Source organism: Bradyrhizobium roseum (assembly GCF_030413175.1).
GTDB classification, from domain to species: domain Bacteria; phylum Pseudomonadota; class Alphaproteobacteria; order Rhizobiales; family Xanthobacteraceae; genus Bradyrhizobium; species Bradyrhizobium roseum.
Genome location: NZ_CP129212.1, coordinates 6,095,821 through 6,116,200, shown reverse-complemented (window position 1 = coordinate 6,116,200; position 20,380 = coordinate 6,095,821). Strand labels below are relative to the sequence as shown.

The following is a 20,380-nucleotide window of genomic DNA, read 5'->3' as shown; positions in this document are numbered from 1 at the left end:
GGGGAGACCAATGAACAATAACAATGACGCTTCCGAATTCGACTATGTCATCGTCGGCGCCGGCTCGGCCGGATGTGTGCTCGCCAACCGCCTGAGCGCCGACGGCAAGCACTCCGTCTTGCTGCTGGAAGCCGGACCGAAGGACAGCAACCTCTGGATCCACGTACCGCTCGGCTACGGAAAGCTGTTCAAGGAAAAATCCGTCAATTGGATGTACCAGACTGAGCCGGAGCCGGGCTTGAACGGCCGGCAGGTGTTTCAACCGCGCGGAAAAGTGCTGGGCGGGTCGAGCTCGATCAACGGCCTGCTCTATGTGCGGGGCCAGCAGGAGGATTACGATCGCTGGCGCCAGCGCGGCAACGCCGGCTGGGGCTATGACGACGTGCTGCCCTACTTCAAGAAAGCCGAGAACCAGCAGCGCGGGCCCGACAAATACCACGGCAGCGGCGGCCCGTTGCCGGTATCGGACTGGCGGCACCATGATCCCCTGTCGGAAGCCTTCGTTGTCGCCGCCGCCGAAGCCGGCATACCGACCAATCCGGATTTCAACGGCGCGACCCAGGAAGGCGCTGGATTCTTCCAGACCACGACGAGCCGGGGACGTCGCGCCAGCACGGCATATTCTTATCTGCGCCCGGCGAGGAGTCGCTCTAACCTGCATGTCGAGACCTCAGCGTTGGCGCAGCGCATCCTGTTTGAAGGGAAGCGCGCCAAGGCGGTCGAATACAAGCAGGAAGGTAGCGTGCGCACGGCGCGGGCGCGCAAGGAAATCCTGGTTTCCAGCGGCGCGTACAACTCGCCGCAATTGCTGCAGCTCTCCGGCGTGGGGCCTGCGGACCTGCTGAGGCAGCACGGCATCGAGATCGTGCTCGACGCGCCCGGCGTCGGCAATGATCTGCAGGACCACATGCAGGTTCGGTTGGTTACGCGCTGCGCGCAGAAGGTCACGCTCAATGACGTCGTCAACCATCCGATCCGCAAGATGATGGCGGGACTTCAGTACGCAGCCTTCCGCAAGGGACCGCTGACGATTGCCGCGGGCACCTCGGGCGCGTTCTTCAAGACCAGCCCGCGGCTGGCGTCGCCGGACATCCAGATTCACTTCCTGCCGTTCTCGACCGACAAGATGGGCGAGAAACTTCATGCGCTCTCGGGCTTCTCATCCTCGGTTTGCCAGTTGCGTCCGGAAAGCCGCGGCTCGCTGCGGATCAAGAGCGCGGACCCTGCGGTGCCGCCGGAAATCCGCATCAACTATCTCGCGACCGAAACCGATCGCCGCGCCTTCATCGACGGCATCCGCATTCTACGCAAGATACTCGCCGCGCCGGCGCTGAAGGCCTACGCGGTCGCTGAGGTCGATCCCGGTCCTAAAGTGCAGAGCGACGACGAGGTGCTGGATTACTGCCGCCGCACCGGCAGCACGGTGTATCACCCGACCTCGACCTGCCGCATGGGCAGCGACGCGCTTGCCGTCGTCGACCAGCGCCTGCGCGTGCGCGGCATCGAAGGTCTGCGCGTGGTCGATGCGTCGATCATGCCGGACCTGATGTCGGGCAACACCAACGCGCCAACCATCATGATCGCGGAAAAGGCGTCGGACATGATTTTGGAGGACGCGCGGTAGCGCATCACATGGCCGACACCCTTGCCGCCATCCACGAACTGGTTCCGGCCATCCGTGCCCGGGCGACGGAGATCGAGCAGGCGCGTCGCTTGCCGGCGGATCTGGCGCGATCCCTGGCTGCGGCGGGCCTTTTCCGGATGGCCGTACCGAAGGAGGCTGGCGGGCTGGAGTTGGAACCGGCGGCGATGCTGCGGGCGATCGAGGCCGTCGGCGCGGCGGACGCTTCCGTCGGCTGGTGCGTGATGATCGGCGCGACCTCTGGCGTGACGGCGGCCTATCTGCCGACGCCCCTGGCGCGGGAGATCTTCGGCCCCGCGGATTGCATCGTCGGCGGCGTGTTCGCGCCGATGGGGAAAGCCGAAATTGACGGCGACGGCTATCTCCTGAATGGCCGCTGGGCATGGGCTTCGGGCTCCGCCAATTGCCGGTGGCTGATCGGCGGCGCCCTGGTCACTGAAAACGGTGGACTGCGAAAGCTTGCGAACGGAATGCCGGAAGAGCGCCGCCTGATCTTTCCTGCGGAAGCGGCTACCTTGAACGACACTTGGCATTCGTCGGGCCTGTGCGGCACCGGCTCGGGCGAGATGGTCGTCTCCAACTTGGCCGTGCCGCGCGAGCGCGCGGTGTCCTACGATGCTCCGGTCGCATCCGGTGCGCTTTATGCGTTCCCGTTTTTTGGTCTGCTGGCGCTCGGCATTGCGGCGGTCGCACTCGGCAATGCCCGCGGCGCCATCGAGGATCTCGTGGAACTGGCCGGCGGCAAGCAACCGCTGGGCTCGCGCCGCACATTGGCCGAACGCCATAGTGCGCAGTCGACGCTTGCCGTCGCTGAAGCCAATCTGCGCTCGGCGCGTGCCTTCTTCTACGAAGCGGTCGACGAGGCCTGGCAATTGGCGCGCCAGAGCGGCGCCATCGAAATGCGGCACCGCGCCGCGATTCGTCTGGCTGCCACCCACGCGACCCGCACGGCGGCCGATGTCGCGCGCAGCATGTATGACCTCGGCGGCGGCTCGTCGGTGTTCCTGTCCTCGCCGCTGCAGCGCCGCTTTCGCGACGGCCATGTGGCCACGCAGCACATCATGGTTGCGCCGCCGACCTATGAATTCACCGGGCGCGTCTTCATGGGCCTTCCGGTGGATCCGTCCGCGCCGGTGTGAGGTACTGCGGCGACGCGGCTAGCCCTTATCTGCCCCGCACCCGCCGCAGCATCTGCTCGACATGCGCGATCGGGGTTTCCGGCTGGATACCGTGGCCGAGGTTGAAGATCAGCCGGCCTTGCCCATAGTTTTCCAGGACATCGTCGACGGCGCGATCCAGCGCCGCGCCGCCTGCGATCAGCACCAGCGGATCGAGATTGCCCTGCACCGCGACGCGGCTCTGCACGCGTTCGCGGATCAGCGACGGCTCGGCCGCCCAGTCGATGCTGACGGCATTGACGCCAGTCGCTTCCACATAGGCCGGCAACAGCGCGCCGGCGCCGCGGGGGAAGCCGATGATCTTGGCGTCGGGCGCCTGCGCGCGCACGCCCGCGACGATGCGTTTGGCGGGCTCGATCGACCAGCGCTCGAATTCGCGGGGCGGTAGAACGCCGGCCCAGGTATCGAAAATCTGCAATACATCCGCGCCGGCCTTGAGCTGGCCGAGCAAATACTGGATCGAGTTCTCGACCAGCACGTCGATGATTTGGGCGAATGCCTCGGGATGGCGATAGGCCATCATCCGCGCCGGAGCCTGGTCGGGCGTACCATGGCCCGCGACCATGTAGGTCGCGACCGTCCACGGCGCGCCGCAGAAGCCGATCAATGCGATCTCGGGCGCAAGCTCGCGGCGCACCCGGCGCAGCGCCTCATAGACCGGTTCGAGTTTGCTGAAGTCAGCCGCGCGCGCCAGCGTCTTCACTTGATCCGGCTTGTCCAGCGGATCGAGGCGGGGGCCTTCGCCGGCCTCGAAGCGGACGGAACGGCCGAGCGCATAGGGGATCACGAGGATGTCGGAGAAGATGATCGCAGCGTCGAAATTGAAGCGGCGGATCGGCTGCAGCGTCACCTCGGCAGCGTATTCCGGCGTGAAACAGAGGTCGAGGAAGCCGCCGGCCTTGGCGCGCAGCTCGCGATACTCTGGAAGATAGCGGCCGGCCTGCCGCATCATCCAGACCGGCGGCACCTGCTGACGGCGGCCGGACAGCACTTCGATAAAGGGTTTTGTAGCTGACTGCTGGGACAATGGAAGTTCCTACGGTGCGTGTGCCGGTCCTTGGGGTCCCTGATACACGCAGCCCTCGGCTTGGCCAAGGCAGGAAATGGAACCCGCATGAATTTGGTGCGTTACCCCAGTCACGGAGGAACCCCATGGCTGAGAAATTCGATCCCGCACCGCATGACAAGCACGCCGCTGATCCCCACGAGGCAATGCTGGCCGATCGCGAAATGCACGAGAAGCTCGAGAAGGGTCTGGTCGGGTCCTTTCCGGCTTCCGATCCTGTCAGCGCCGCTCAACCGGCGCCGTCAAAGGCGGACAGCGACCGCAATGAATCTTTGTGGGAAAAAATTCGTGGCGTGTTTCGCTGATATGGAACGGCGGGCCGGGCGATGAAGACCGAGTTCAATCACGCCGCCAACGACTCGCCGCGCAGTGGCGGTGACAAGAAGGTTTCACCGCTGGTGTGGGCCGTTGTTCTTGGCGTCGTTGTGGTCATGGCGGTGTGGTTCACCATGCGCGGATGAGCGGACGCAGCCGATGGATACGAGAACCGTTGAGTGCGGCCTCCTGCGGGAGGCCGTTTTTTCTTGTGACCTTCCAATTAATAATGCGGCGGCCGCTCGTTCACCGCGCCCGGCACGTTGCTTTCGGCTTCCTGAAGCCGCTCTTTCAGCTCGGTAATCTGGCGCGTCAGCCGGTCGATCTGCGCCCACTGCGCGGTTATCGTCTGGTTCAGCGTCTCGATGGACTCATCCTGATAAGCCAGTCGGATTTCCAACCCGTCGATACGCTCGCGCAGTGCGTCAAGATCACTCATGGGGGCCATCGTCCGGTGGTCGCTGCCGCAGGCCGTGGCCAAGCGCCACACGTTCATCGAATACAAAGCACTCGCCGCGCCAGCGGCTGTCCTGTTCCGGCACGCCTTCGAGATAGCGCAGGATGCCGCCCTTGAGGTGATAGACCTCGTCGAATCCGCGGGCCAGCAGATAGGCGCTGGCTTTCTCGCAGCGGATACCGCCGGTGCAGAACATGGCGATCCTGCGATGCTTCGCGGGGTCGAGTTTCTCCGCTGCGAACTGCTTGAACTGCCCAAAACTCTTTATGCCGGGGTCGATAGCGCCCTCGAAAGTGCCCATCGCGACCTCGAAGGCGTTGCGGGTATCGATCACGAGCGTGTCGGGCGCGGATATCAGAGCATTCCAGTCCGATGGTTCGACATACGTGCCGACAAGCTGCGTTGGATCGACGGCGGTATCCCCGAGCGTCACGATCTCTTTCTTCAGGCGGACCTTCAGCCGCTGGAACGGCATCCCGGTAGCGGTCGAATACTTGAGTTCGAGATTGTCGAGCCGGCCGCCGAACAGGGGCCCGTGCTGCAACTCCCAAACGAACGCGTCGATGCCATCATCGCTGCCCGCCACCGTGCCGTTGATGCCCTCATGGGCCAGCAGCACGCTGCCCTTGATCCCAAGCCCCGCCGCGAGTGCGCGCAGCGGCTCGCGCAACTCCCGGAAGTCCGGCAGGGCGGCGAATTGGTAGAGGGCGGCGACCTTGAACGGCATGGCGACCATTTATCAGGCAGGCCGGGCAGGGGAAACCCCGCAAAGCCCTGCGTATTCCGCGCATTGCCCTTGGCATGCCAGCCATTGCCCCGCAGGGGATGAATATGCCAATAACCGTCCCACGAAGGACCGTCCGCAAACCCGCCGGACACTCCAGAACCGCCTTTCAAGAAAGCTCTCGCGATGAGGAATTTCCATTTCGCCGGCCGCTCCACGGTCCATGCCCAGAACGCGATGGTGGCGACCTCGCACCCGGATGCCGCGCTGGTCGCCATCGATGTGATGCGCGCCGGCGGCACGGCGGCGGATGCCGCGGTTGCGGCCTGTGCGCTGCTCGGGGTGATCGAGCCGCAATCGACCGGTATCGGAGGCGATTGCTTTGCGCTGATCCAGCCCAAGGGCGAGGGCAAGATCGTCGCCTATAACGGCTCCGGCCGCGCGCCGATGGCGGCGACGGCCGAGTGGTACCTGGAGCGCAAGATCAACTCGGTGCCGCTGACCTCGGCGCACGCGGTGAGCATTCCCGGCGCGATCGACGCCTGGGACACGATCCTGCGCGACCACGGCAAGATGGGTTTCGACACCCTGCTGCAGCCCGCGATCAAGGCCGCGGAGGAAGGCTATGTCGTCGCGCCCCGCATCGCCTTCGACTGGAAGAACCAGTTCGAGAAACTGAAGAACGGCACCAACACCGAGCGCTATCTGTTGCCGCACGGCAAGCCCGCGGCAGCCGGCGACGTGATCCGCCAACCCGAACTCGGCAAGACGCTGCGCGCGATCGCCAAGAACGGCCGCGATGCGTTCTACAGCGGCGAGATCGCCGCCGACATGGTGGATACGCTGCGCGGCATCGGCGGCCTGCATACGCTGGAAGATTTTGCCGCGCACTCGACCGAAACGACCTCGCCGATCGGCACCATGTACAAGGGCCATGACGTCTGGCAGTGCCCGCCGAACGGCCCCGGCATCACCATGCTGGTCATGCTGAATATCCTGTCGCGTTTCGAGCTGACCAAGTTCAAGCCGCTCAGCGTCGAGCGCTTCCATCTGGAAGCCGAAGCCGCGCGCATCGCCTACATGATGCGCGAGCAGTACATCGGCGATCCCGCCCAGGTGCATGTCGATGTTGCCGGCATCCTCGCCAAGGAATTCGCCGAAGAGCACATCAAGAACATCAAGATGGACAGGCTGCTCGACCTGCCGAACGTCGCGCCGCCGATGAATCCGTCCACGGTGTACATCACCGTGGTCGACAAGGACCGCAACGTCTGCTCGTTCATCAACTCGATCGCGCATTCCTTCGGCTCGGCAATCGTGTCCAACAAGACCGGCGTCCTCTTGCAGAACCGCGCCGGCGGCTTCCGCATCCAGCCTGGCCACCCGAACTGCATCGCGCCGGGCAAGCGGCCGCTGCACACCATCATTCCGAGCCTTGCGACCAGGAACGGCCGCGCCGTGATGCCGTTCGGCGTGATGGGCGGGCAGTATCAGCCGGTGGGCCAGAGCCACGTCCTGAGCAACATCCTCGACTATGGCTGCGACGTGCAGGAAGCCATCGATATGCCGCGCGGCCTGCATTACGAGGGCGTCTACCAGCTCGAGGACAGCGTGCCGGCCGAGATCGTCGAGGGCCTGAAGAAGATTGGACACAAGACCACCAGCGTGGTCGGCCCGCTCGGCGGCGGCCAGGCGATCTGGATCGACTGGGAAAAGGGTACGCTGACCGGCGGCTCCGATCCCCGCAAGGACGGCTGTGCGCTGGGGTATTGAGGCGCTGTTATCTGCACCTATGGAACCATGGCCCGTCGCTTTCGTTAGAGCGGCGGGCCGGTGCTGATCGCATGACTGCTGACAGCCGCTTGTTTTCAGAGGTCAGCCATCACCATTCTCGATTCAGACGATAGCGAACAGGCCGATCTGCGCGGCGGCCGGTCGCCGTGGTTCGCGACATCATCCCATCCGTCCCGCCGTGACCTCGTCGAGAGCCTCTCATGCGATGCGCTGATCGTCGGCGCCGGCATTACGGGATCGCTGGTCGCCGAACGCCTGACGCGGCAAGGCCTCGACGTCATCATCGTCGATCGCGAGTTGCCCGGACTCGGCAGCACGGCGGCCTCCACATCCATGTTGTTGTGGGAAATCGACCGGCCACTCCGCGAACTGAGCGAGATCTATGGCTTCGATCGCGCATCACGCGCCTATCGCGCCAGCCGCGATGCCGTCGCCGGGCTCCAATCGCTGGTCTGGCGGCTTGGTATCGCGTGCGACCTCCGCGACAAGGATTCGCTGTATCTTGCGGCGGGGGAAGGCAGCGCCGAGCTGGTGGAAGAGCATCGCTGGAGGGCCCGCGCCGGCCTGCCCGGCGATTTCATCGACCATGCCATGCTGCTGGAGCGCTTTGGCATCGCGCGTGCCGGTGCGATCATCTCGCCGGGCGCGGCCGATGCCGATCCCATGAAGCTGTCGCATGGCCTGCTACGGACGGCGCTTTCGCGCGGTGCGCGGTTGTTCGAAGCAGACGCCGTTTCATTCGATACCGCGGGCCGTTCGGTCAGTGTCGGTCTGGCCAACGATCGCGAGATCGAGGCGCGCTCCGTCGTGCTTGCCACCGGTTACGTGATGCCGGACATCGTTCGCTCGACCGTGCATGAGGTGTCGTCAAGCTGGGCGATTGCGACCGTACCGCAGCCGCAAAATATCTGGAACGACGGCACGCTGATCTGGGAGGATGCGAAAGATTATCTCTATGCGCGAACCACCGCAGCGGGGCGGATCATCATCGGCGGCGAGGACAGCACGGAAATTATCGAACCGGAGGCGCGCGACCGCGCGATCCCCGAGAAATCGCGCGTGCTGGCGCGAAGGCTCGCGGCGCTCTGGCCGGCTGCGAAGCCCGACATCGAATTTCGCTGGGCGGGGACATTCGATACCACCAAAGACGGCTTGCCGCTGATCGGTCCGGTGCCGGGCGCCAAGGGCGTTTACGCGGCCTATGGCTATGGCGGCAACGGCATCACGTTCAGCTTTCTGGCCGCACGCCTGATCGGCGATCTGATCGCCGGCAAAACCTCGCCGTTGCTCAGCGATTTCGCGATTGATCGCGATGGCGGCAAGGCCGGCTGAAACATAGCCGTCCTCCGAAAAATGGCTATGGAAACGGCCCACCTTGGGCTAGAGACGTCCGTCTCTCGAACGAGGTGCATTGAGATGCGATCTTCCCGACGCACGATACTCCAGACCGCTCTTGCCGCCGTGGCGGCCGCGGTTGCCACGCCGATCGTCACCGAACTGGCATCGGCCCAGACCGCAGGAAAAAAGCCCATGACGACAGCTTCAGGTTTGCAGATCATCGACAGCAAGGAAGGCACCGGCGCCACGCCGAAGACCGGCCAGACCTGCGTGATGCATTATACCGGTTGGCTTTACGAAAACGGCCAGAAGGGCAAGAAGTTCGACTCTTCCGTTGACCGCAATGAGCCGTTCGAGTTCAAGATCGGCGTTCGGCAGGTGATCGGCGGCTGGGACGAGGGCGTCGGTTCGATGAAGGTCGGCGGCAAGCGCACGCTGATCATTCCGCCTGAACTCGGCTATGGCGCGCGCGGCGCCGGCGGCGTCATCCCGCCGAACGCGACGCTGATGTTCGATGTCGAACTGCTGGCCGTGAAATAACCGCGCAATCGCGGAGGCGCATCGTGCAGGTCTCGATCCTCGACGATTATTTCGACACGGTGCGCACCCTCGATTGTTTCAAAAAACTCGCCGGCCACGACGTCACCATCTGGAACGATCACGTTCAGGATGTCGATGTGCTGGCAGAGCGCATGCAGGATACCGAGGCGCTGGTGCTGATCCGCGAGCGCACGCAGATCCGCACGCCGCTGCTGGAACGGCTGCCGAAACTGAAGCTGATCAGCCAGCGCAGCGTCTTTCCGCATATCGACATCGATACCTGTACCCGGCTCGGCATTGTCGTATCCTCGGGCCAGCACGCCGACACGCCGTCCTACGCGACGGCGGAATTCACCTGGGGGCTGGTCCTGGCGGCGATGCGCGCGATTCCGCAGCAGATGGCGGCGCTGAAGGCCGGCAAATGGCAGATCGGCGTCGGCTACTCGGTGCGCGGCAAGACGCTCGGCATCTACGGCTACGGGCGGATCGGCGCCGTCGTCGCCGGTTACGGCAGCGCGTTCGGCATGAATGTGCTGGTATGGGCGCGCGAGCCGGCCATGGCGAAGGCCCGTGCCGACGGCTATGAAACCGCGGCCAGCAAGGCCGAGTTCTTCGAACGATGCGACGTGCTCTCTCTGCACATGCGTCTGGTCGATGCCACGCGCGGCATCGTCACGGCGGAAGACCTCGCGCGCATGAAGCCTTCGGCGCTGCTGGTCAACACCAGCCGCGCGCCGCTGATCGAGCCCAACGCGCTTGTCAATGCGCTGCGCGCCGGTCGGCCCGGCATGGCGGCCGTCGACGTCTACGAAAAAGAACCGCTTCGCGACGTCAACGATCCGCTGCTGACCATGGACAACGTGGTCTGCACGCCCCATCTCGGCTACGTCACGCAGGACGAATACGAAATCCAGTTCACGGATATCTTCGATCAGATCGTGGCCTATGCCGCCGGCACGCCGATCAATGTGGTCAATCCGGATGTGATGGCGAAGCGGCGGTAACGGAAGCCTTGGCCCGCGAGGCGTTGATATAAGACGGCACGAAAAAGACCGGCCCCGAGGGACCGGCCTTTCCGTTTTCACCAATCGCGTCGCTTCGATCAGAGATTCTTGTTCGCGGCCGCGGCTGCCTTGTCCACGGCATCCTTCGTGGCTTCCTTGGCGTCGCCCATGGCCTTCTGGCCCTTGCCCTTGACTTCCTGGATCACGCCTTCGCCCTGCAGGCGATCGGAACCGGTGGCTTCACCGATGCCCTGCTTGGCCTTGCCCATTGCTTCGTTGGCGGTACCCTTGATCTTGTCTGCGGTCGAACCCATCGAAATACTCCTTCCAGATTGAACTTACGTCGCCGAAACAACCCGCGATCCGCATGGAAAGTTCCTCGATATGGCTGGTTTGCGATCACGGTTTTATGTACCGTCCGGAGGCAACCATTCGGAAAGCAACAAGATGAGCGGCAGTCACGACCACACCCATCCCCATCATTCCCACGATCACGACCACGGCGATGCCGAACGCTGGAAGCACGACGGCATCCGCGTCATCCCTGGCAATCAGCTCGATTCCAACGTGCCGTCGACCGCCGGCATGGACCGCAAGGCCGCGATCAATTTCGCCCGCGTCGGGGCCCAGAAATTATGGGCGGGCACCGTCACCATTCGCCCCGATGCCAAGACCGGCGCGCATCACCATGGCCATCTCGAAAGCGTCATCTATGTGGTGAAGGGCAAGGCGCGGATGCGCTGGGGCGAGCACCTGCAGTTCACCGCGGAAGCCGGCCCCGGCGATTTCATCTTCGTGCCGCCTTACGTGCCGCATCAGGAGATCAATGCCAGCCGCGACGAGGTGCTGGAATGCGTGCTGGTGCGCAGTGACGGCGAGGCGGTCGCGATCAACCTCGACATCGAACCGGTCGAAAAGCCCGAGACCGTGCTGTGGGTCGATCCGGTACACCGCGATCCTGCCGAGAAGAAATAAAAACAACAACGCGACGCCGGGAGGAATTCGATGAAGCTCGTTCGCTACGAGAGCGCAAACCACGTCGCCACCATCACCATGGACCGGACCTCGTCGCACAACGCGCTCAACAATGCGTTGTGCGACGAACTACGCGAGGCCTGGTTTCGCTTTCACGAGAGCGACGATCGCGTGGCCGTGCTGGCGTCGTCCGAGGAAAAGTATTTTTCCGTAGGCGCCGACGTCAAGGATCTTCCCGTCAACATGTGGCACGCCGTGCCGGGCCTCGGCGTCGAACTCGACAAGCCCGTCATCGCCGCGACGTCCGGCTGGGTGGTCGGCGGTGCGTTCGTGCTGGTGCAGATGGCCGACATGTGCGTCGCGTCGGAGACGACGCGCTTCATCTATCCCGAGGGCAAGATCGGCACCACCGCCGGCGGCATCTCCTCGGTGATGGCGCGGATGCCGCACAAGATCGCCATGGAGTTTCTTTTGGTCGGCGAGGAGATGTCGGCGGAGCGCGCATATCAGATCGGCTTCGTCAACAAGGTCGTCCCGCCGGGCCGGCATGTCGCGCTTGCCCAGGAGATGGCGGCCAAGATCGCGGCCAATGCGCCGCTGGTGGTTCGCGCGCTGAAGAAGCTGGCGCGCGACGCCATGCCGAAGGGACCGCTGGAAGGCGTCGCCGAAGTGCGCCGGCTGCTCGATGTCATCAGGGACAGCGATGACCTCAAGGAAGGCGTCAAGGCGTTTGCGGAAAAGCGCACGCCTCAGTTCAGGGGAAAATGATACAAGGTTCGGCATTGCGCAGCTGACGCCGGGACGGCTCCGGCCCGGCTCTGCGAAAGTCCGCCTATCCACGCCTGGTTGTTCCATAGCTAGAATCTCTATCGGCGTGTCGGTTTGCTGCCCGCTCTTTCGTCCTCGGGTGGAACCCGCCAAAAGGAGCCTGCTATGTCCAAGATGATCTTCGTCAACCTGCCGGTCAGCGATCTCGCCCGCTCAACCGCCTTTTATCAGGCGATCGGTGCCGAAAATAACCCGCAATTCTCCGATGACACCGCGTCCTGCATGGTGTTTTCCGAATCCATCTACGTGATGCTGCTGACCCACGACAAATACCGGCAGTTCACGTCGAAGACGATTGCTGACGCCAAGGCGACAAGTGAGGTCATTATCTGCCTGTCATCCGATAGTCGCGAGGCGGTGGACAACATGGTCGCCAAAGCGCAGGGCGCTGGCGGTGCCGCCGATCCGGGCCCGAAGCAGGATCATGGCTTCATGTATGGCCGCAGTTTTGAAGATCCCGATGGCCATCATTGGGAAGTGATGTGGATGGACGTCGCGGCCGCGACTGCCGCGCCGTCCGCCTAATAACTCACCCGCAAACCCACGCCGCCGTGCAGGGTGTTGCCGACCGGCTGCGGGCCGGCGGTGCCGTTGAGGAAGAGGTCGGTTACCCAGCCCTTGGTGACGCGGAAGCCCAACCGGCCGCCATATTCGAACCAGCCCTGGTTGCCCATCGTCGGCACGATCGTGCCGTCGCCGGTCACGCTGGCGACGATGCCGGATCGCGTTCCGAACGATTGCACCCATCCGCCATTGATGTTGGCCTCGACCCTCGAACCGAACAAATGCGTCCACTGTCCGCCGACCTTGACGAGGGTGGTGCGGTCGGTGCCATCCTTGATCGCGGCGTCGAACGGATTGAAGGCGACCGTGGGGTCCACGTAGCCCTTCACCCGCTGCCATAACTGCCAGACCTCGACGGAAGCCGCGACCTCGTCGCGCGGCGACAGCCGGCTCATCCAGCCGGCGCGGCCGTAGACGGCGTAGTTCTCGCTCTTGGTCGAACTCTCGAGCGATACCGCGCCGAGGTTCGTCGTGTAGCCGCGCGCGTAGCGCACCTTCTGGAACGGCGACAGGATGGCGCCGATATCGAAGAACGGCCGCGACGATCCCCAGTCGACGAAATCGTAGCGCAACGCGAACGCGCCGATCGGCGAAGAGGTGACGTGGTAACCGCCTTCATTGTACTGCGCATAGGCGATGCCGGCGAGCAGCGACAGGTTGGGCGTCAGGTTCTTGCGGCCGTGAATGCCGGCCGAGAAGGAACCCGCCGAACCGAACGCGCTGATGCAATCGTTGCAATTGACCTGCTCGTTGACCCCCAGCAGCACGGTGCCGAGCACGCGGTTGGTGATCATCTGGTTGAAGCGCTGGTCGGCCAGTCCGTTGATCGAGCCGGCGTTCGAACCCGCGCCGGCCACCGGCGGCGCGTTGGTGGACTGGTTGTCGGTGCGCGGCTCCGTGGGGTTCGGCGTCGGCGAATTCGAGGGCGCCGGCGAGGGGGAAGGGCTCGGTGTCGGTGTCGGCGTGGGCGGGTAGCACTCGACGCATTCTGCCTGCGGGGTCGGCGAGGGTGAAGGCGATGGCGACTGCGCCGCCCGGGCAGGGGATAGTTGGATCGCGAGTGCCGCGCCAAGGAGCGTTGCGGACACCACCGCGCTGCGGATGAAATTTGCCATGGTCAGCGCCCGCACAGCATGCCGGTGGGGTCGCTGCCGTCGTCGACGATGGCGGGCGTCGCATCCGCATATTGCGTCTTGCTGCAAAGCCCCGCGGCGGCGCTGCAGGTCGCGGCGAACGTCCAGGGCGGCGTGTTGCTCTTCTTGATCGTCGATCTGCCGCCAGCGCCGCCCGCGGTGATGATGGCGGTGTCGCCGGGTCGGGTGAGCTGGATGCAGTCGAACGAGGTCGTGCAAACCGAGGCTGCGCCCTCCTGCAGATTGACGATGGTCTGACCGCGCTGCGACAGGATATCGAGCGTGGTGCCGCGCACGCCGATCGTCGCCAGCGGTGTCGTGATCTTGTAGGCGGCCTTGTCAGACTGGCCGGTGACGAAACGAAACGCGCCCGACGTCATGCGCACCGCGACCTCGCGATAATGGTGCTCGTCGTCGAACACGGTACGATCGAGCTTGAGCGACGCGTTCGGCCCGAGCGAAAGATTGGTGCTGTCGGCCATCACCAGCCGCGTTGCGCTGTCGAGACCGGTGCGGACGGTTTCGTCGCGCAGCAGTCCGTCGCCGACATTGATCCGGGTGCTCGAAGGTCCGGTAACGCGGAGCACTTCGTTCTTGACGACTGCCGCTTCGCCGACGCGCGTTTGCGCGTATGCGGGAGCGGCAAACGCAGTTACAAGGCCGGTTGCAGATAGGCCGATTGCGAAAAGCAAACGAATGCAGTTACTAGAAATCATTTCAACGCCGATCGATTTACCCCGGCATCGTACCGGATCGCGAGCGTGCGCGATGTAGCAGAATTATCACTCGCGCAGACCTACTTGCCCGTTGTTTAGTGATCGCGGAATCGAAATGCGTTCAATGCGATGGACAGAAAAGTATCGAGAGATCACACTCAGTTTTGCCGCAATCTCATCCTGCCTCTGATTTCGTGTCGGATTTTTCGTGAAGCCATCCGCCTCATCACATTCCGTTTCGTCTTATGTGATGCTCCGCACAGGCATCACCGCCGCCATTCTTTTCTTCGTCGCGCATTTCGCAATGCTGGTCGGCGTCACCACGCCGGAGAAATTCTATTTCGACGAGGTGCATTACGTGCCGGCGTCACGGCAGATGCTTCAGCCCGTCATGCCGGAACCGATGCTCAATCCGATGCATCCGCCGCTCGCCAAGCAACTGATCGCGCTGTCGATCCATTCGTTCGGCGACGCGCCGCTGGGGTGGCGCTATCCGGGCGTCGTGTTCGGATCGCTCGCTGTCGTTGCTGTGTATCTGTGCGGGCTGGCGCTGTTTGCGGCGCAAGGACCGGCGATTGCCGCAAGCCTGCTCGCGTTTTTCAACCAGATGCTGTTCGTGCAGTCACGCATCGCGATGCTGGATATTTTTGCACTCAGCTTCAGCCTGTTCGCGATCGCGGCGTTCATCCATGGCTTTCGCAAGGAGCGGCCACATCGTTGGTTCGCGCTGGCCGGGATAGGCTTCGGCCTGTCGGGCGGCTGCAAATGGAGCGGGCTGTTCGCGCTCGCGGTCTGCATCGTCATCGTCGGGGCGATCCGCCTCATGCAGGGCTGGCGCACTGAGTTTGCCGACGCACGACCTGAGGATTGGTACAGGCCCGGTCTGTGGCCCGATTTCAAATGGTGGCATTTCGCCATCTGCTTCGTGCTGGTGCCGGCGGCGGTTTATCTCGCGACGTTCATTCCGCTCTACGGATTTTCCGCTTCCGATATCCTGCAAGCGCAACGGCGGATCTTCAGCGATAACACCACGACCGCGATCGCGGGCCACACCTATATGAGTTCATGGCCATCCTGGCCGTTCCTGGTGCGCCCGGTTTGGTATCTCTTCGACAGGATCGGCGAAGACCGGATCGCCGCCGTCGTGTTTCTCGGGAACCCGCTGATCCTGTGGCCGGCGCTGATCGCGGTTGCGATCTGCCTGCGCGACTGGATCGCGACGCGGCGGGCCGATGCCTTTCTGGTGTTGGCGTTCTATCTCGGCCCTTACCTCGCCTGGGCTTTGCTGCCGCGAACGCTCGCCTTCATCTATTATTACCTGCCGTCGGCGACCACCGCGAGCCTGGCGTTGGTCTATGCCTTCAAGCGGGGCGGCACGCCCCGCTGGCTGCTGTGGGTCTATGTTGCCGTCGGCTTTGCCGGCTTTGTTGCGATGTTGCCGATATCGGCTGCATTCATTGGCACTTCGATGGCGGCTTTCAGCCGCCTGATGATCTTCCAGAATTGGATTTGAGGCGGGCTTTGCATGGTGCCAACGGACGATCCGTCAACGGCGAGCCTCGATCGGGCGGGCGGTTCCGCCGCTGCAAGAGCCACGCTGGCAGGTTGACAGGTCAGATCGCGCGAAATCGCAAGGCCCAACTCGCGCGGCGCCTCCGCGAGGCGCTGGCGATGCCGTTGCGGCACTGACCGCCCGGGGCCGGAGCCACGATTGCGCAACGAAAGTCCGCCTGCCGCAACCGGCAGGCGGATCGAGATCCAAAGCCTTACTTCGACGCGGTCTTGGTATCCATGTTGACGACCTGAACGCGGCGGTTGGCCGGGTCCATCGGCGCATTCGCATCTTTCGGCCTGGTCTTGCCGTAACCGACGGTCACGAGGTTGGAACCGGCGATGCCGTACTTCTCCGTCAGGTACTTCTTGATCGTATCGGCGCGACGTTCGGAAAGATCCTGGTTATACGCTTCGCCGCCCATTGCGTCGGTATGACCGGCCACCACGAAGGTCGACCCCTTCAGCGTCGAATCGGAGAGGGCCTTGCCGAGTTCCTGCACGGCGGTTACCGAGGTCTTGCTGATATCGGCCGAATTGTAGTCGAACTGGATTTCGAGATCGATCTTCGGCTTGGTCGCGGCAAGTTCCGCAATCTCCTGACGCTCGCCGAGCGACAGCGATCGCGTTTTGCGGTTGCGCAGCGTGTTGACGAAAGTGTTTTCCTTGGCCTGCACGGCCACATCCACCGGCTGTTGCGGGCCGGTTGAAAGGCCGCGGCTTACACTCGCCTTCGGCTTCAGGGCATCCAGGATCTTTTCGGCCGAAACGGTGTCGCCGGCGACGGCCAGGCCGGCCGTCATCGAGAGAGCGGCGCCGGCAGTCATGATGGAAAGAAAGCGGTTCATTGTCCTAATCCTCATGGTTAAACGCCCTGCAATTGGCGTGCATGACGTTTTGATGCTGCAAGCATAGGACGGGTTCAAAGTGAGCTATGTGATTCAAGTCACATGGGTAACCGCCGGCTTTCCGCCAGCTTGGCTCAAAAGCGGCTGGGTGCGGCGCTTTCAGACCGACAAGGCGTCATTTTGCATGTCGCGCCGTCGTTCGTCGACGAATCGTCCAACCCGGACTGCGTGATAAACCACACGTTCGATCGACGAGCGGGAGGATCGTTTGACTGTAGCGGCAGCGGTGCGCGGCGATCCGCAGTGCGTCGACCCGCATGTCGTGCAGCGCAATGCACGATGTCGGGACGACGCGAGCGCGTGACATCGGGCGCCTCCGCACAAATACGGAAAGTCCGTTGCTTCCTGCAGCGCTCTTTAGAAAAGAAAAGGTCATCCGTCGCGCCAACGTCGATCTGTCGACAACAAATTGGCCAGATGCGCGCGTAGCAGATCGACTCGCAAAAAAATCTGAAGAAGAATTCGGTTGGGCAACCAGACGGGCGGGGCGGGTGTTACAGTCAGTCAAGCGACAGCGTGATTACCAGGGGTATCGTGCCAGCGCATCGGAGCCTGCCGGTTCCAGCAATTCAATGCCAACACTCATCGGTGCGGCGATGATCGCCGCTGCAATCTTGCTGTCGACGCTGATCAACGCGATTGGCAACCGCTATGTCGGGTTCGAAAGCCCGACGGAGGAGAGCGCTTGGCTGGTCGATCGCCTTACCGGCCAGGTCTATAAATGCCATGCGCCGCAGCCCGGCCGCGCGTCATGCGAGGCGGAGATCCCAACCGGCAGCGTCGGGGACCGGCAGAAGCGGAAGGCGGAGCCTGGTCCATAGCCGATCAAGCAGGGGAAACCGGGCTCGTCATGCCTGCGAATCCGGTTACATTGCCGGGCGATGCCCCGCGCGACCGAACCCCGTCCCCTGACCAAAACCGAAGGCCGCCGAATCTGGCTGCACGCCCAGCGGCTCGATACCAGCGAGCCGTTCGGCGCCGGACCGCAGGCGGTGGCGGCGGCGGTGGATCATCTCGGCTATGTGCAGATCGACACCATCCATGTCGTCGAGCGCTGCCATCATCATATTCTCTATAGCCGCATCCCGGCCTACGCCCGCGCCGACTTGCGTCAGGCGCAGAGCGTCGACAAGAGCGTTTTCGAATACTGGACGCACGCGCTGTCCTATGTGCCGGCCAAGGATTTTCGGTTCTTCGTCCCGGCGATGCGCGAGCATCGGCGCGAGGGGCACCGCTGGTTCGCTTCCGTGAAGCCCGAGGATACGCGGAAGGTGATGCGGCTGTTGCGGCGCGATGGCGCGCTGACGATCCGCGACATCGAGGACGACGTCCTGACCGAGAAGGAACATCTGTGGCAGAGCCGCAAGCCCTCGAAGCGGGCGCTGCAGCTGGCCTTCTACACCGGTGACGTGACGATCTCCGAACGCACCGGCATGCTGAAGACCTATGAGCTGATGGGGCGGCATTTTGGTTGGGACAAGCCGCCGAAGCCGGCGCTCTCGGCGGAGATATCCGCCTACCTCCTCGATCGCGCGTTGCGGTCGCAGGGCGTCGTCAGCCTCGATTCGATCTGCCACCTCGACGCGCCGAGCAAGGCGGCGGTGCGCCGCCTGATCGAGGCGCAGGTGCGGCGCAAGGAATTGACGCCGGTCGCGCTCGAAGGCGCCGGCAAGCAGGAGCATTGGGCCCGGCCGGACGTGCTCGAGGCGAACGGGCACGTGCCGGCCGGCGAGGGCGATGCAGGCCCGGTGCACATCCTCTCGCCGTTCGACCCGCTCATCATCCAGCGCAAGCGTACCGAGCTGTTCTTCGATTACGGCCACCGCTTCGAGGCCTATGTGCCGAAGGAAAAGCGGGTTTTCGGCTACTTCGCATTGCCGGTGCTGGTCGGCAGCGACGTCGTCGCCGCCATCGACCTGAAGACCGATCGGCAGAACAAGAAGCTCCTGATGCAGAAGTGGAACTGGGTCGGAAAGGGCGCAATGCGCAGTCTTCGCAAGGACTTCAAGCGCCGCATTGAGGAAGAACTGCATCGCTTCGAGCGGTTTCAACTGGCGGATTAACAAGCCGCTGCTTGCGCGCTTGCGACCATCGGCCCTTCGCTAACGGAATGCCCGCGGTTCGCCGGCACCGGAATCTCGCGTTGCAACCAGTGGCGCCCGCCGCTAATCCGTCGCCGGCAACAAGAAGCCTGAAGGTGAAACCATGAGCCAGCCTGCCGCGCCCGCGAAGAGCGATATCGAAACCTCGACCATCCGTGCGATCTCCTGGCGGCTGATCCCGTTTCTGGTGCTGGCCTACTTCTTTTCCTATCTCGACCGGGTCAATCTCGGTTTCGCCGCGCTGACCATGAACGACGACCTGAAGTTCACGCCGCTGATCTACGCCTGGGGCGCCGGCATCTTCTTCATCGGCTATTTCATCTTCGAGGTGCCGAGCAATCTCGCGCTTGAAAAATTCGGCGCCAGCCGCTGGATCGCCCGCATCATGGTGACCTGGGGCGTCATCTCCGCGGCTATGGCGATGGTGAGCGGCGAATTGAGCTTTTACGTGCTGCGCTTCCTGCTCGGGGTGGCGGAAGCCGGCTTCTTCCCCGGCATCATTCTCTATCTCACCTACTGGTATCCGGCCGAATACCGCGCACGGTTCCTCGCCGCCTTTGCCGTCGCCGTTCCGGTATCCACCGTGATCGGGGCACCGGTCTCCGGCCTGCTGCTGGGGCTCGACGGCATGATGGGGTTGAAGGGGTGGCAGTGGCTGTTCATCATCGAAGGCATCCCCTCGGTACTGCTCGGATTTGTCACCTGGTTCTATTTGACCGATAAGCCCGCAAAGGCCGACTGGCTGACCGCGGAACAAAAGGCCTGGCTATCTGCAAAACTGCAGGCGGAAATTGCGACCAAACAGGCGGCAAAACATTTGACGCTCGGCCAAGCGCTGTCGTCACCGAAGGTGATCACGCTGAGCCTGATCTATTTCGGCTTCGTCGGCGCGCTCTATGGCATGCAGTTCTGGCTGCCGCAGATCGTCAAGGCCTTTGGCCTCACCAACGCGCAAACCGGCTTCGTCACGGCGATCCCCTATTTGTTCGGCACCATCGCGATGATCCTTTGGGCGCGGCACTCCGACGCCACGCGCGAGCGCGTCGCCCATGTCGGCGGGCCGCTGCTGCTCACCGCGCTGGCGCTCGGCGCGACGAGCTACATCACCGACCCCACCGTCACCATGGTGGTGCTGACCGTCGCCGCCATCGGCATCTTCTGCACCTTTGCGGTGTTCTGGACGCTGCCGACCGCGTGGCTGTCGGGCACGGCCGCGGCCGGGGGGATCGCGCTGATCAATTCGATCGGCAACCTCGCGGGCTTCGGCGGGCCGTATCTGATCGGCTGGGTGAAGGAAGCGACCGGCAACACCTCGACGGGATTGCTGGTGCTGTCGCTGCTGCCGCTCGCGGCAGGGCTGCTCGTGTTCCTCGGCGGGCATGACACCGAGACGGAATTTGCAAACGCGAAGTAATGTAGGAGCGGTAGAGCGGAGCGAAACCCATCAAACCCTTGCGCCGCGGCAGGATGGGTTTCTCTCCCGCTCTCCCATCCGACAATCGGGTCCGTACGACCCGCGCCGGAACCAGGAAAATCAATTACCCC

General features: G+C 63.5%; 22 protein-coding genes. 15 read left to right on the top strand and 7 right to left on the bottom strand.

Annotated elements, in window-relative coordinates:
- The first annotated feature begins 10 nt into the window (after positions 1–10).
- Entirely contained in the window at positions 11–1,624 is a 1,614-nt protein-coding gene (locus QUH67_RS28875) for a GMC family oxidoreductase (RefSeq protein WP_300942894.1), read from the top strand.
- Between the two features lie 8 nt (positions 1,625–1,632).
- A complete protein-coding gene (locus QUH67_RS28870; RefSeq protein WP_300942893.1) occupies positions 1,633–2,781 on the top strand; it encodes an acyl-CoA dehydrogenase family protein in 1,149 nt (382 codons plus the stop codon).
- A gap of 25 nt (positions 2,782–2,806) precedes the next feature.
- Here QUH67_RS28870 and hemE read toward each other — a convergent pair whose 3' ends face one another.
- The gene (gene hemE / locus QUH67_RS28865; RefSeq protein WP_300942892.1) at positions 2,807–3,847 is read right to left on the bottom strand and encodes a uroporphyrinogen decarboxylase; all 1,041 of its coding nucleotides are present in this window, start codon (positions 3,845–3,847) and stop codon (positions 2,807–2,809) included.
- Between the two features lie 125 nt (positions 3,848–3,972).
- On the opposite strand from hemE, the gene QUH67_RS28860 reads away from it, so the two are divergent.
- Both QUH67_RS28860 and QUH67_RS28855 read left to right on the top strand, forming a co-directional pair.
- Complete coding sequence (locus tag QUH67_RS28860) at positions 3,973–4,191, top strand: hypothetical protein (RefSeq protein WP_300942890.1); 219 nt, start codon at positions 3,973–3,975, stop codon at positions 4,189–4,191.
- 21 nt (positions 4,192–4,212) lie between these two features.
- Positions 4,213–4,347, top strand: a complete 135-nt coding sequence (locus QUH67_RS28855) for a hypothetical protein (protein WP_300942888.1) — start codon at positions 4,213–4,215, stop codon at positions 4,345–4,347.
- Positions 4,348–4,424: 77 nt separating this feature from the next.
- Here the strand turns inward: QUH67_RS28855 and QUH67_RS28850 are convergent, their stop codons facing one another.
- Together QUH67_RS28850 and trhO are read right to left on the bottom strand one after the other, a co-directional pair.
- On the bottom strand, positions 4,425–4,640 hold the full coding sequence (locus tag QUH67_RS28850) for a SlyX family protein (RefSeq protein WP_300942887.1): 216 nt from the start codon (positions 4,638–4,640) through the stop codon (positions 4,425–4,427).
- On the bottom strand, positions 4,633–5,385 hold the full coding sequence (gene trhO, locus QUH67_RS28845; protein ID WP_300942886.1) for an oxygen-dependent tRNA uridine(34) hydroxylase TrhO: 753 nt from the start codon (positions 5,383–5,385) through the stop codon (positions 4,633–4,635). Before trhO ends, QUH67_RS28850 begins: the two co-directional genes overlap by 8 nt.
- A 183-nt stretch (positions 5,386–5,568) precedes the next feature.
- Between trhO and ggt the strand changes: the two genes are divergently transcribed.
- The 4 genes from ggt to QUH67_RS28825 all read left to right on the top strand — a co-directional run bounded on the left by ggt (position 5,569) and on the right by QUH67_RS28825 (position 10,058).
- On the top strand, positions 5,569–7,155 hold the full coding sequence (ggt, locus tag QUH67_RS28840; protein WP_300942885.1) for a gamma-glutamyltransferase: 1,587 nt from the start codon (positions 5,569–5,571) through the stop codon (positions 7,153–7,155).
- A 114-nt stretch (positions 7,156–7,269) separates the two neighbouring features.
- Positions 7,270–8,508: an NAD(P)/FAD-dependent oxidoreductase gene (locus QUH67_RS28835; protein ID WP_407080485.1), complete on the top strand. Its 1,239-nt coding sequence runs from the start codon at positions 7,270–7,272 to the stop codon at positions 8,506–8,508.
- An 84-nt stretch (positions 8,509–8,592) separates the two neighbouring features.
- The gene (locus QUH67_RS28830; protein ID WP_300942884.1) at positions 8,593–9,054 is read left to right on the top strand and encodes an FKBP-type peptidyl-prolyl cis-trans isomerase; all 462 of its coding nucleotides are present in this window, start codon (positions 8,593–8,595) and stop codon (positions 9,052–9,054) included.
- Between the two features lie 23 nt (positions 9,055–9,077).
- Positions 9,078–10,058: a D-2-hydroxyacid dehydrogenase family protein gene (locus tag QUH67_RS28825; protein WP_300942883.1), complete on the top strand. Its 981-nt coding sequence runs from the start codon at positions 9,078–9,080 to the stop codon at positions 10,056–10,058.
- Positions 10,059–10,156: 98 nt separating this feature from the next.
- On the opposite strand, the gene QUH67_RS28820 is transcribed toward QUH67_RS28825, so the two are convergent.
- Positions 10,157–10,372, bottom strand: a complete 216-nt coding sequence (locus tag QUH67_RS28820; protein ID WP_300942881.1) for a CsbD family protein — start codon at positions 10,370–10,372, stop codon at positions 10,157–10,159.
- A gap of 133 nt (positions 10,373–10,505) precedes the next feature.
- Between QUH67_RS28820 and QUH67_RS28815 the strand changes: the two genes are divergently transcribed.
- From QUH67_RS28815 to QUH67_RS28805, 3 genes are all read left to right on the top strand, one after another.
- Entirely contained in the window at positions 10,506–11,033 is a 528-nt protein-coding gene (locus QUH67_RS28815; RefSeq protein ID WP_300942879.1) for a cupin domain-containing protein, read from the top strand.
- A gap of 30 nt (positions 11,034–11,063) precedes the next feature.
- The gene (locus tag QUH67_RS28810; protein WP_300942877.1) at positions 11,064–11,801 is read left to right on the top strand and encodes an enoyl-CoA hydratase/isomerase family protein; all 738 of its coding nucleotides are present in this window, start codon (positions 11,064–11,066) and stop codon (positions 11,799–11,801) included.
- 165 nt (positions 11,802–11,966) lie between these two features.
- Entirely contained in the window at positions 11,967–12,386 is a 420-nt protein-coding gene (locus tag QUH67_RS28805; protein WP_300942875.1) for a VOC family protein, read from the top strand.
- On the opposite strand, the gene QUH67_RS28800 is transcribed toward QUH67_RS28805, so the two are convergent.
- Both QUH67_RS28800 and QUH67_RS28795 read right to left on the bottom strand, forming a co-directional pair.
- A complete protein-coding gene (locus QUH67_RS28800) occupies positions 12,383–13,540 on the bottom strand; it encodes a hypothetical protein (RefSeq protein ID WP_300942873.1) in 1,158 nt (385 codons plus the stop codon). The genes QUH67_RS28805 and QUH67_RS28800 overlap by 4 nt on opposite strands.
- A 2-nt stretch (positions 13,541–13,542) precedes the next feature.
- A complete protein-coding gene (locus QUH67_RS28795) occupies positions 13,543–14,145 on the bottom strand; it encodes a FecR family protein (protein WP_300942871.1) in 603 nt (200 codons plus the stop codon).
- Between the two features lie 379 nt (positions 14,146–14,524).
- On the opposite strand from QUH67_RS28795, the gene QUH67_RS28790 reads away from it, so the two are divergent.
- Entirely contained in the window at positions 14,525–15,787 is a 1,263-nt protein-coding gene (locus QUH67_RS28790; protein ID WP_300942869.1) for a phospholipid carrier-dependent glycosyltransferase, read from the top strand.
- Between the two features lie 253 nt (positions 15,788–16,040).
- On the opposite strand, the gene QUH67_RS28785 is transcribed toward QUH67_RS28790, so the two are convergent.
- Positions 16,041–16,673 carry an OmpA family protein gene (locus QUH67_RS28785; RefSeq protein WP_300942867.1) on the bottom strand — a complete coding sequence of 211 codons (633 nt, stop codon included), beginning with the start codon at positions 16,671–16,673 and terminating at the stop codon, positions 16,041–16,043.
- Positions 16,674–17,305: 632 nt separating this feature from the next.
- Between QUH67_RS28785 and QUH67_RS28780 the strand changes: the two genes are divergently transcribed.
- The 3 genes from QUH67_RS28780 (at position 17,306) to QUH67_RS28770 (ending at position 20,249) form a co-directional block, all read left to right on the top strand.
- Positions 17,306–17,554, top strand: coding sequence for a hypothetical protein (locus QUH67_RS28780; RefSeq protein WP_300948206.1), 249 nt, complete (start codon positions 17,306–17,308; stop codon positions 17,552–17,554).
- A 60-nt stretch (positions 17,555–17,614) separates the two neighbouring features.
- Positions 17,615–18,796: a winged helix-turn-helix domain-containing protein gene (locus QUH67_RS28775; protein WP_300942866.1), complete on the top strand. Its 1,182-nt coding sequence runs from the start codon at positions 17,615–17,617 to the stop codon at positions 18,794–18,796.
- 142 nt (positions 18,797–18,938) lie between these two features.
- Positions 18,939–20,249: an MFS transporter gene (locus QUH67_RS28770; protein WP_300942865.1), complete on the top strand. Its 1,311-nt coding sequence runs from the start codon at positions 18,939–18,941 to the stop codon at positions 20,247–20,249.
- Positions 20,250–20,380 lie beyond the last annotated feature (131 nt).

Coding starts and splice junctions, on each gene's coding strand:
- QUH67_RS28875 (WP_300942894.1), top strand. CDS start 11: ATGAACAATAACAATGACGCTTCCGAATTCGACTATGTCATCGTCGGC.
- QUH67_RS28870 (WP_300942893.1), top strand. CDS start 1,633: ATGGCCGACACCCTTGCCGCCATCCACGAACTGGTTCCGGCCATCCGT.
- QUH67_RS28860 (WP_300942890.1), top strand. CDS start 3,973: ATGGCTGAGAAATTCGATCCCGCACCGCATGACAAGCACGCCGCTGAT.
- QUH67_RS28855 (WP_300942888.1), top strand. CDS start 4,213: ATGAAGACCGAGTTCAATCACGCCGCCAACGACTCGCCGCGCAGTGGC.
- QUH67_RS28850 (WP_300942887.1), bottom strand. CDS start 4,640: ATGAGTGATCTTGACGCACTGCGCGAGCGTATCGACGGGTTGGAAATC.
- trhO (WP_300942886.1), bottom strand. CDS start 5,385: ATGCCGTTCAAGGTCGCCGCCCTCTACCAATTCGCCGCCCTGCCGGAC.
- ggt (WP_300942885.1), top strand. CDS start 5,569: ATGAGGAATTTCCATTTCGCCGGCCGCTCCACGGTCCATGCCCAGAAC.
- QUH67_RS28830 (WP_300942884.1), top strand. CDS start 8,593: ATGCGATCTTCCCGACGCACGATACTCCAGACCGCTCTTGCCGCCGTG.
- QUH67_RS28820 (WP_300942881.1), bottom strand. CDS start 10,372: ATGGGTTCGACCGCAGACAAGATCAAGGGTACCGCCAACGAAGCAATG.
- QUH67_RS28815 (WP_300942879.1), top strand. CDS start 10,506: ATGAGCGGCAGTCACGACCACACCCATCCCCATCATTCCCACGATCAC.
- QUH67_RS28810 (WP_300942877.1), top strand. CDS start 11,064: ATGAAGCTCGTTCGCTACGAGAGCGCAAACCACGTCGCCACCATCACC.
- QUH67_RS28805 (WP_300942875.1), top strand. CDS start 11,967: ATGTCCAAGATGATCTTCGTCAACCTGCCGGTCAGCGATCTCGCCCGC.
- QUH67_RS28800 (WP_300942873.1), bottom strand. CDS start 13,540: ATGGCAAATTTCATCCGCAGCGCGGTGGTGTCCGCAACGCTCCTTGGC.
- QUH67_RS28790 (WP_300942869.1), top strand. CDS start 14,525: ATGCTCCGCACAGGCATCACCGCCGCCATTCTTTTCTTCGTCGCGCAT.
- QUH67_RS28785 (WP_300942867.1), bottom strand. CDS start 16,673: ATGAACCGCTTTCTTTCCATCATGACTGCCGGCGCCGCTCTCTCGATG.
- QUH67_RS28780 (WP_300948206.1), top strand. CDS start 17,306: ATGCCAACACTCATCGGTGCGGCGATGATCGCCGCTGCAATCTTGCTG.
- QUH67_RS28775 (WP_300942866.1), top strand. CDS start 17,615: ATGCCCCGCGCGACCGAACCCCGTCCCCTGACCAAAACCGAAGGCCGC.
- QUH67_RS28770 (WP_300942865.1), top strand. CDS start 18,939: ATGAGCCAGCCTGCCGCGCCCGCGAAGAGCGATATCGAAACCTCGACC.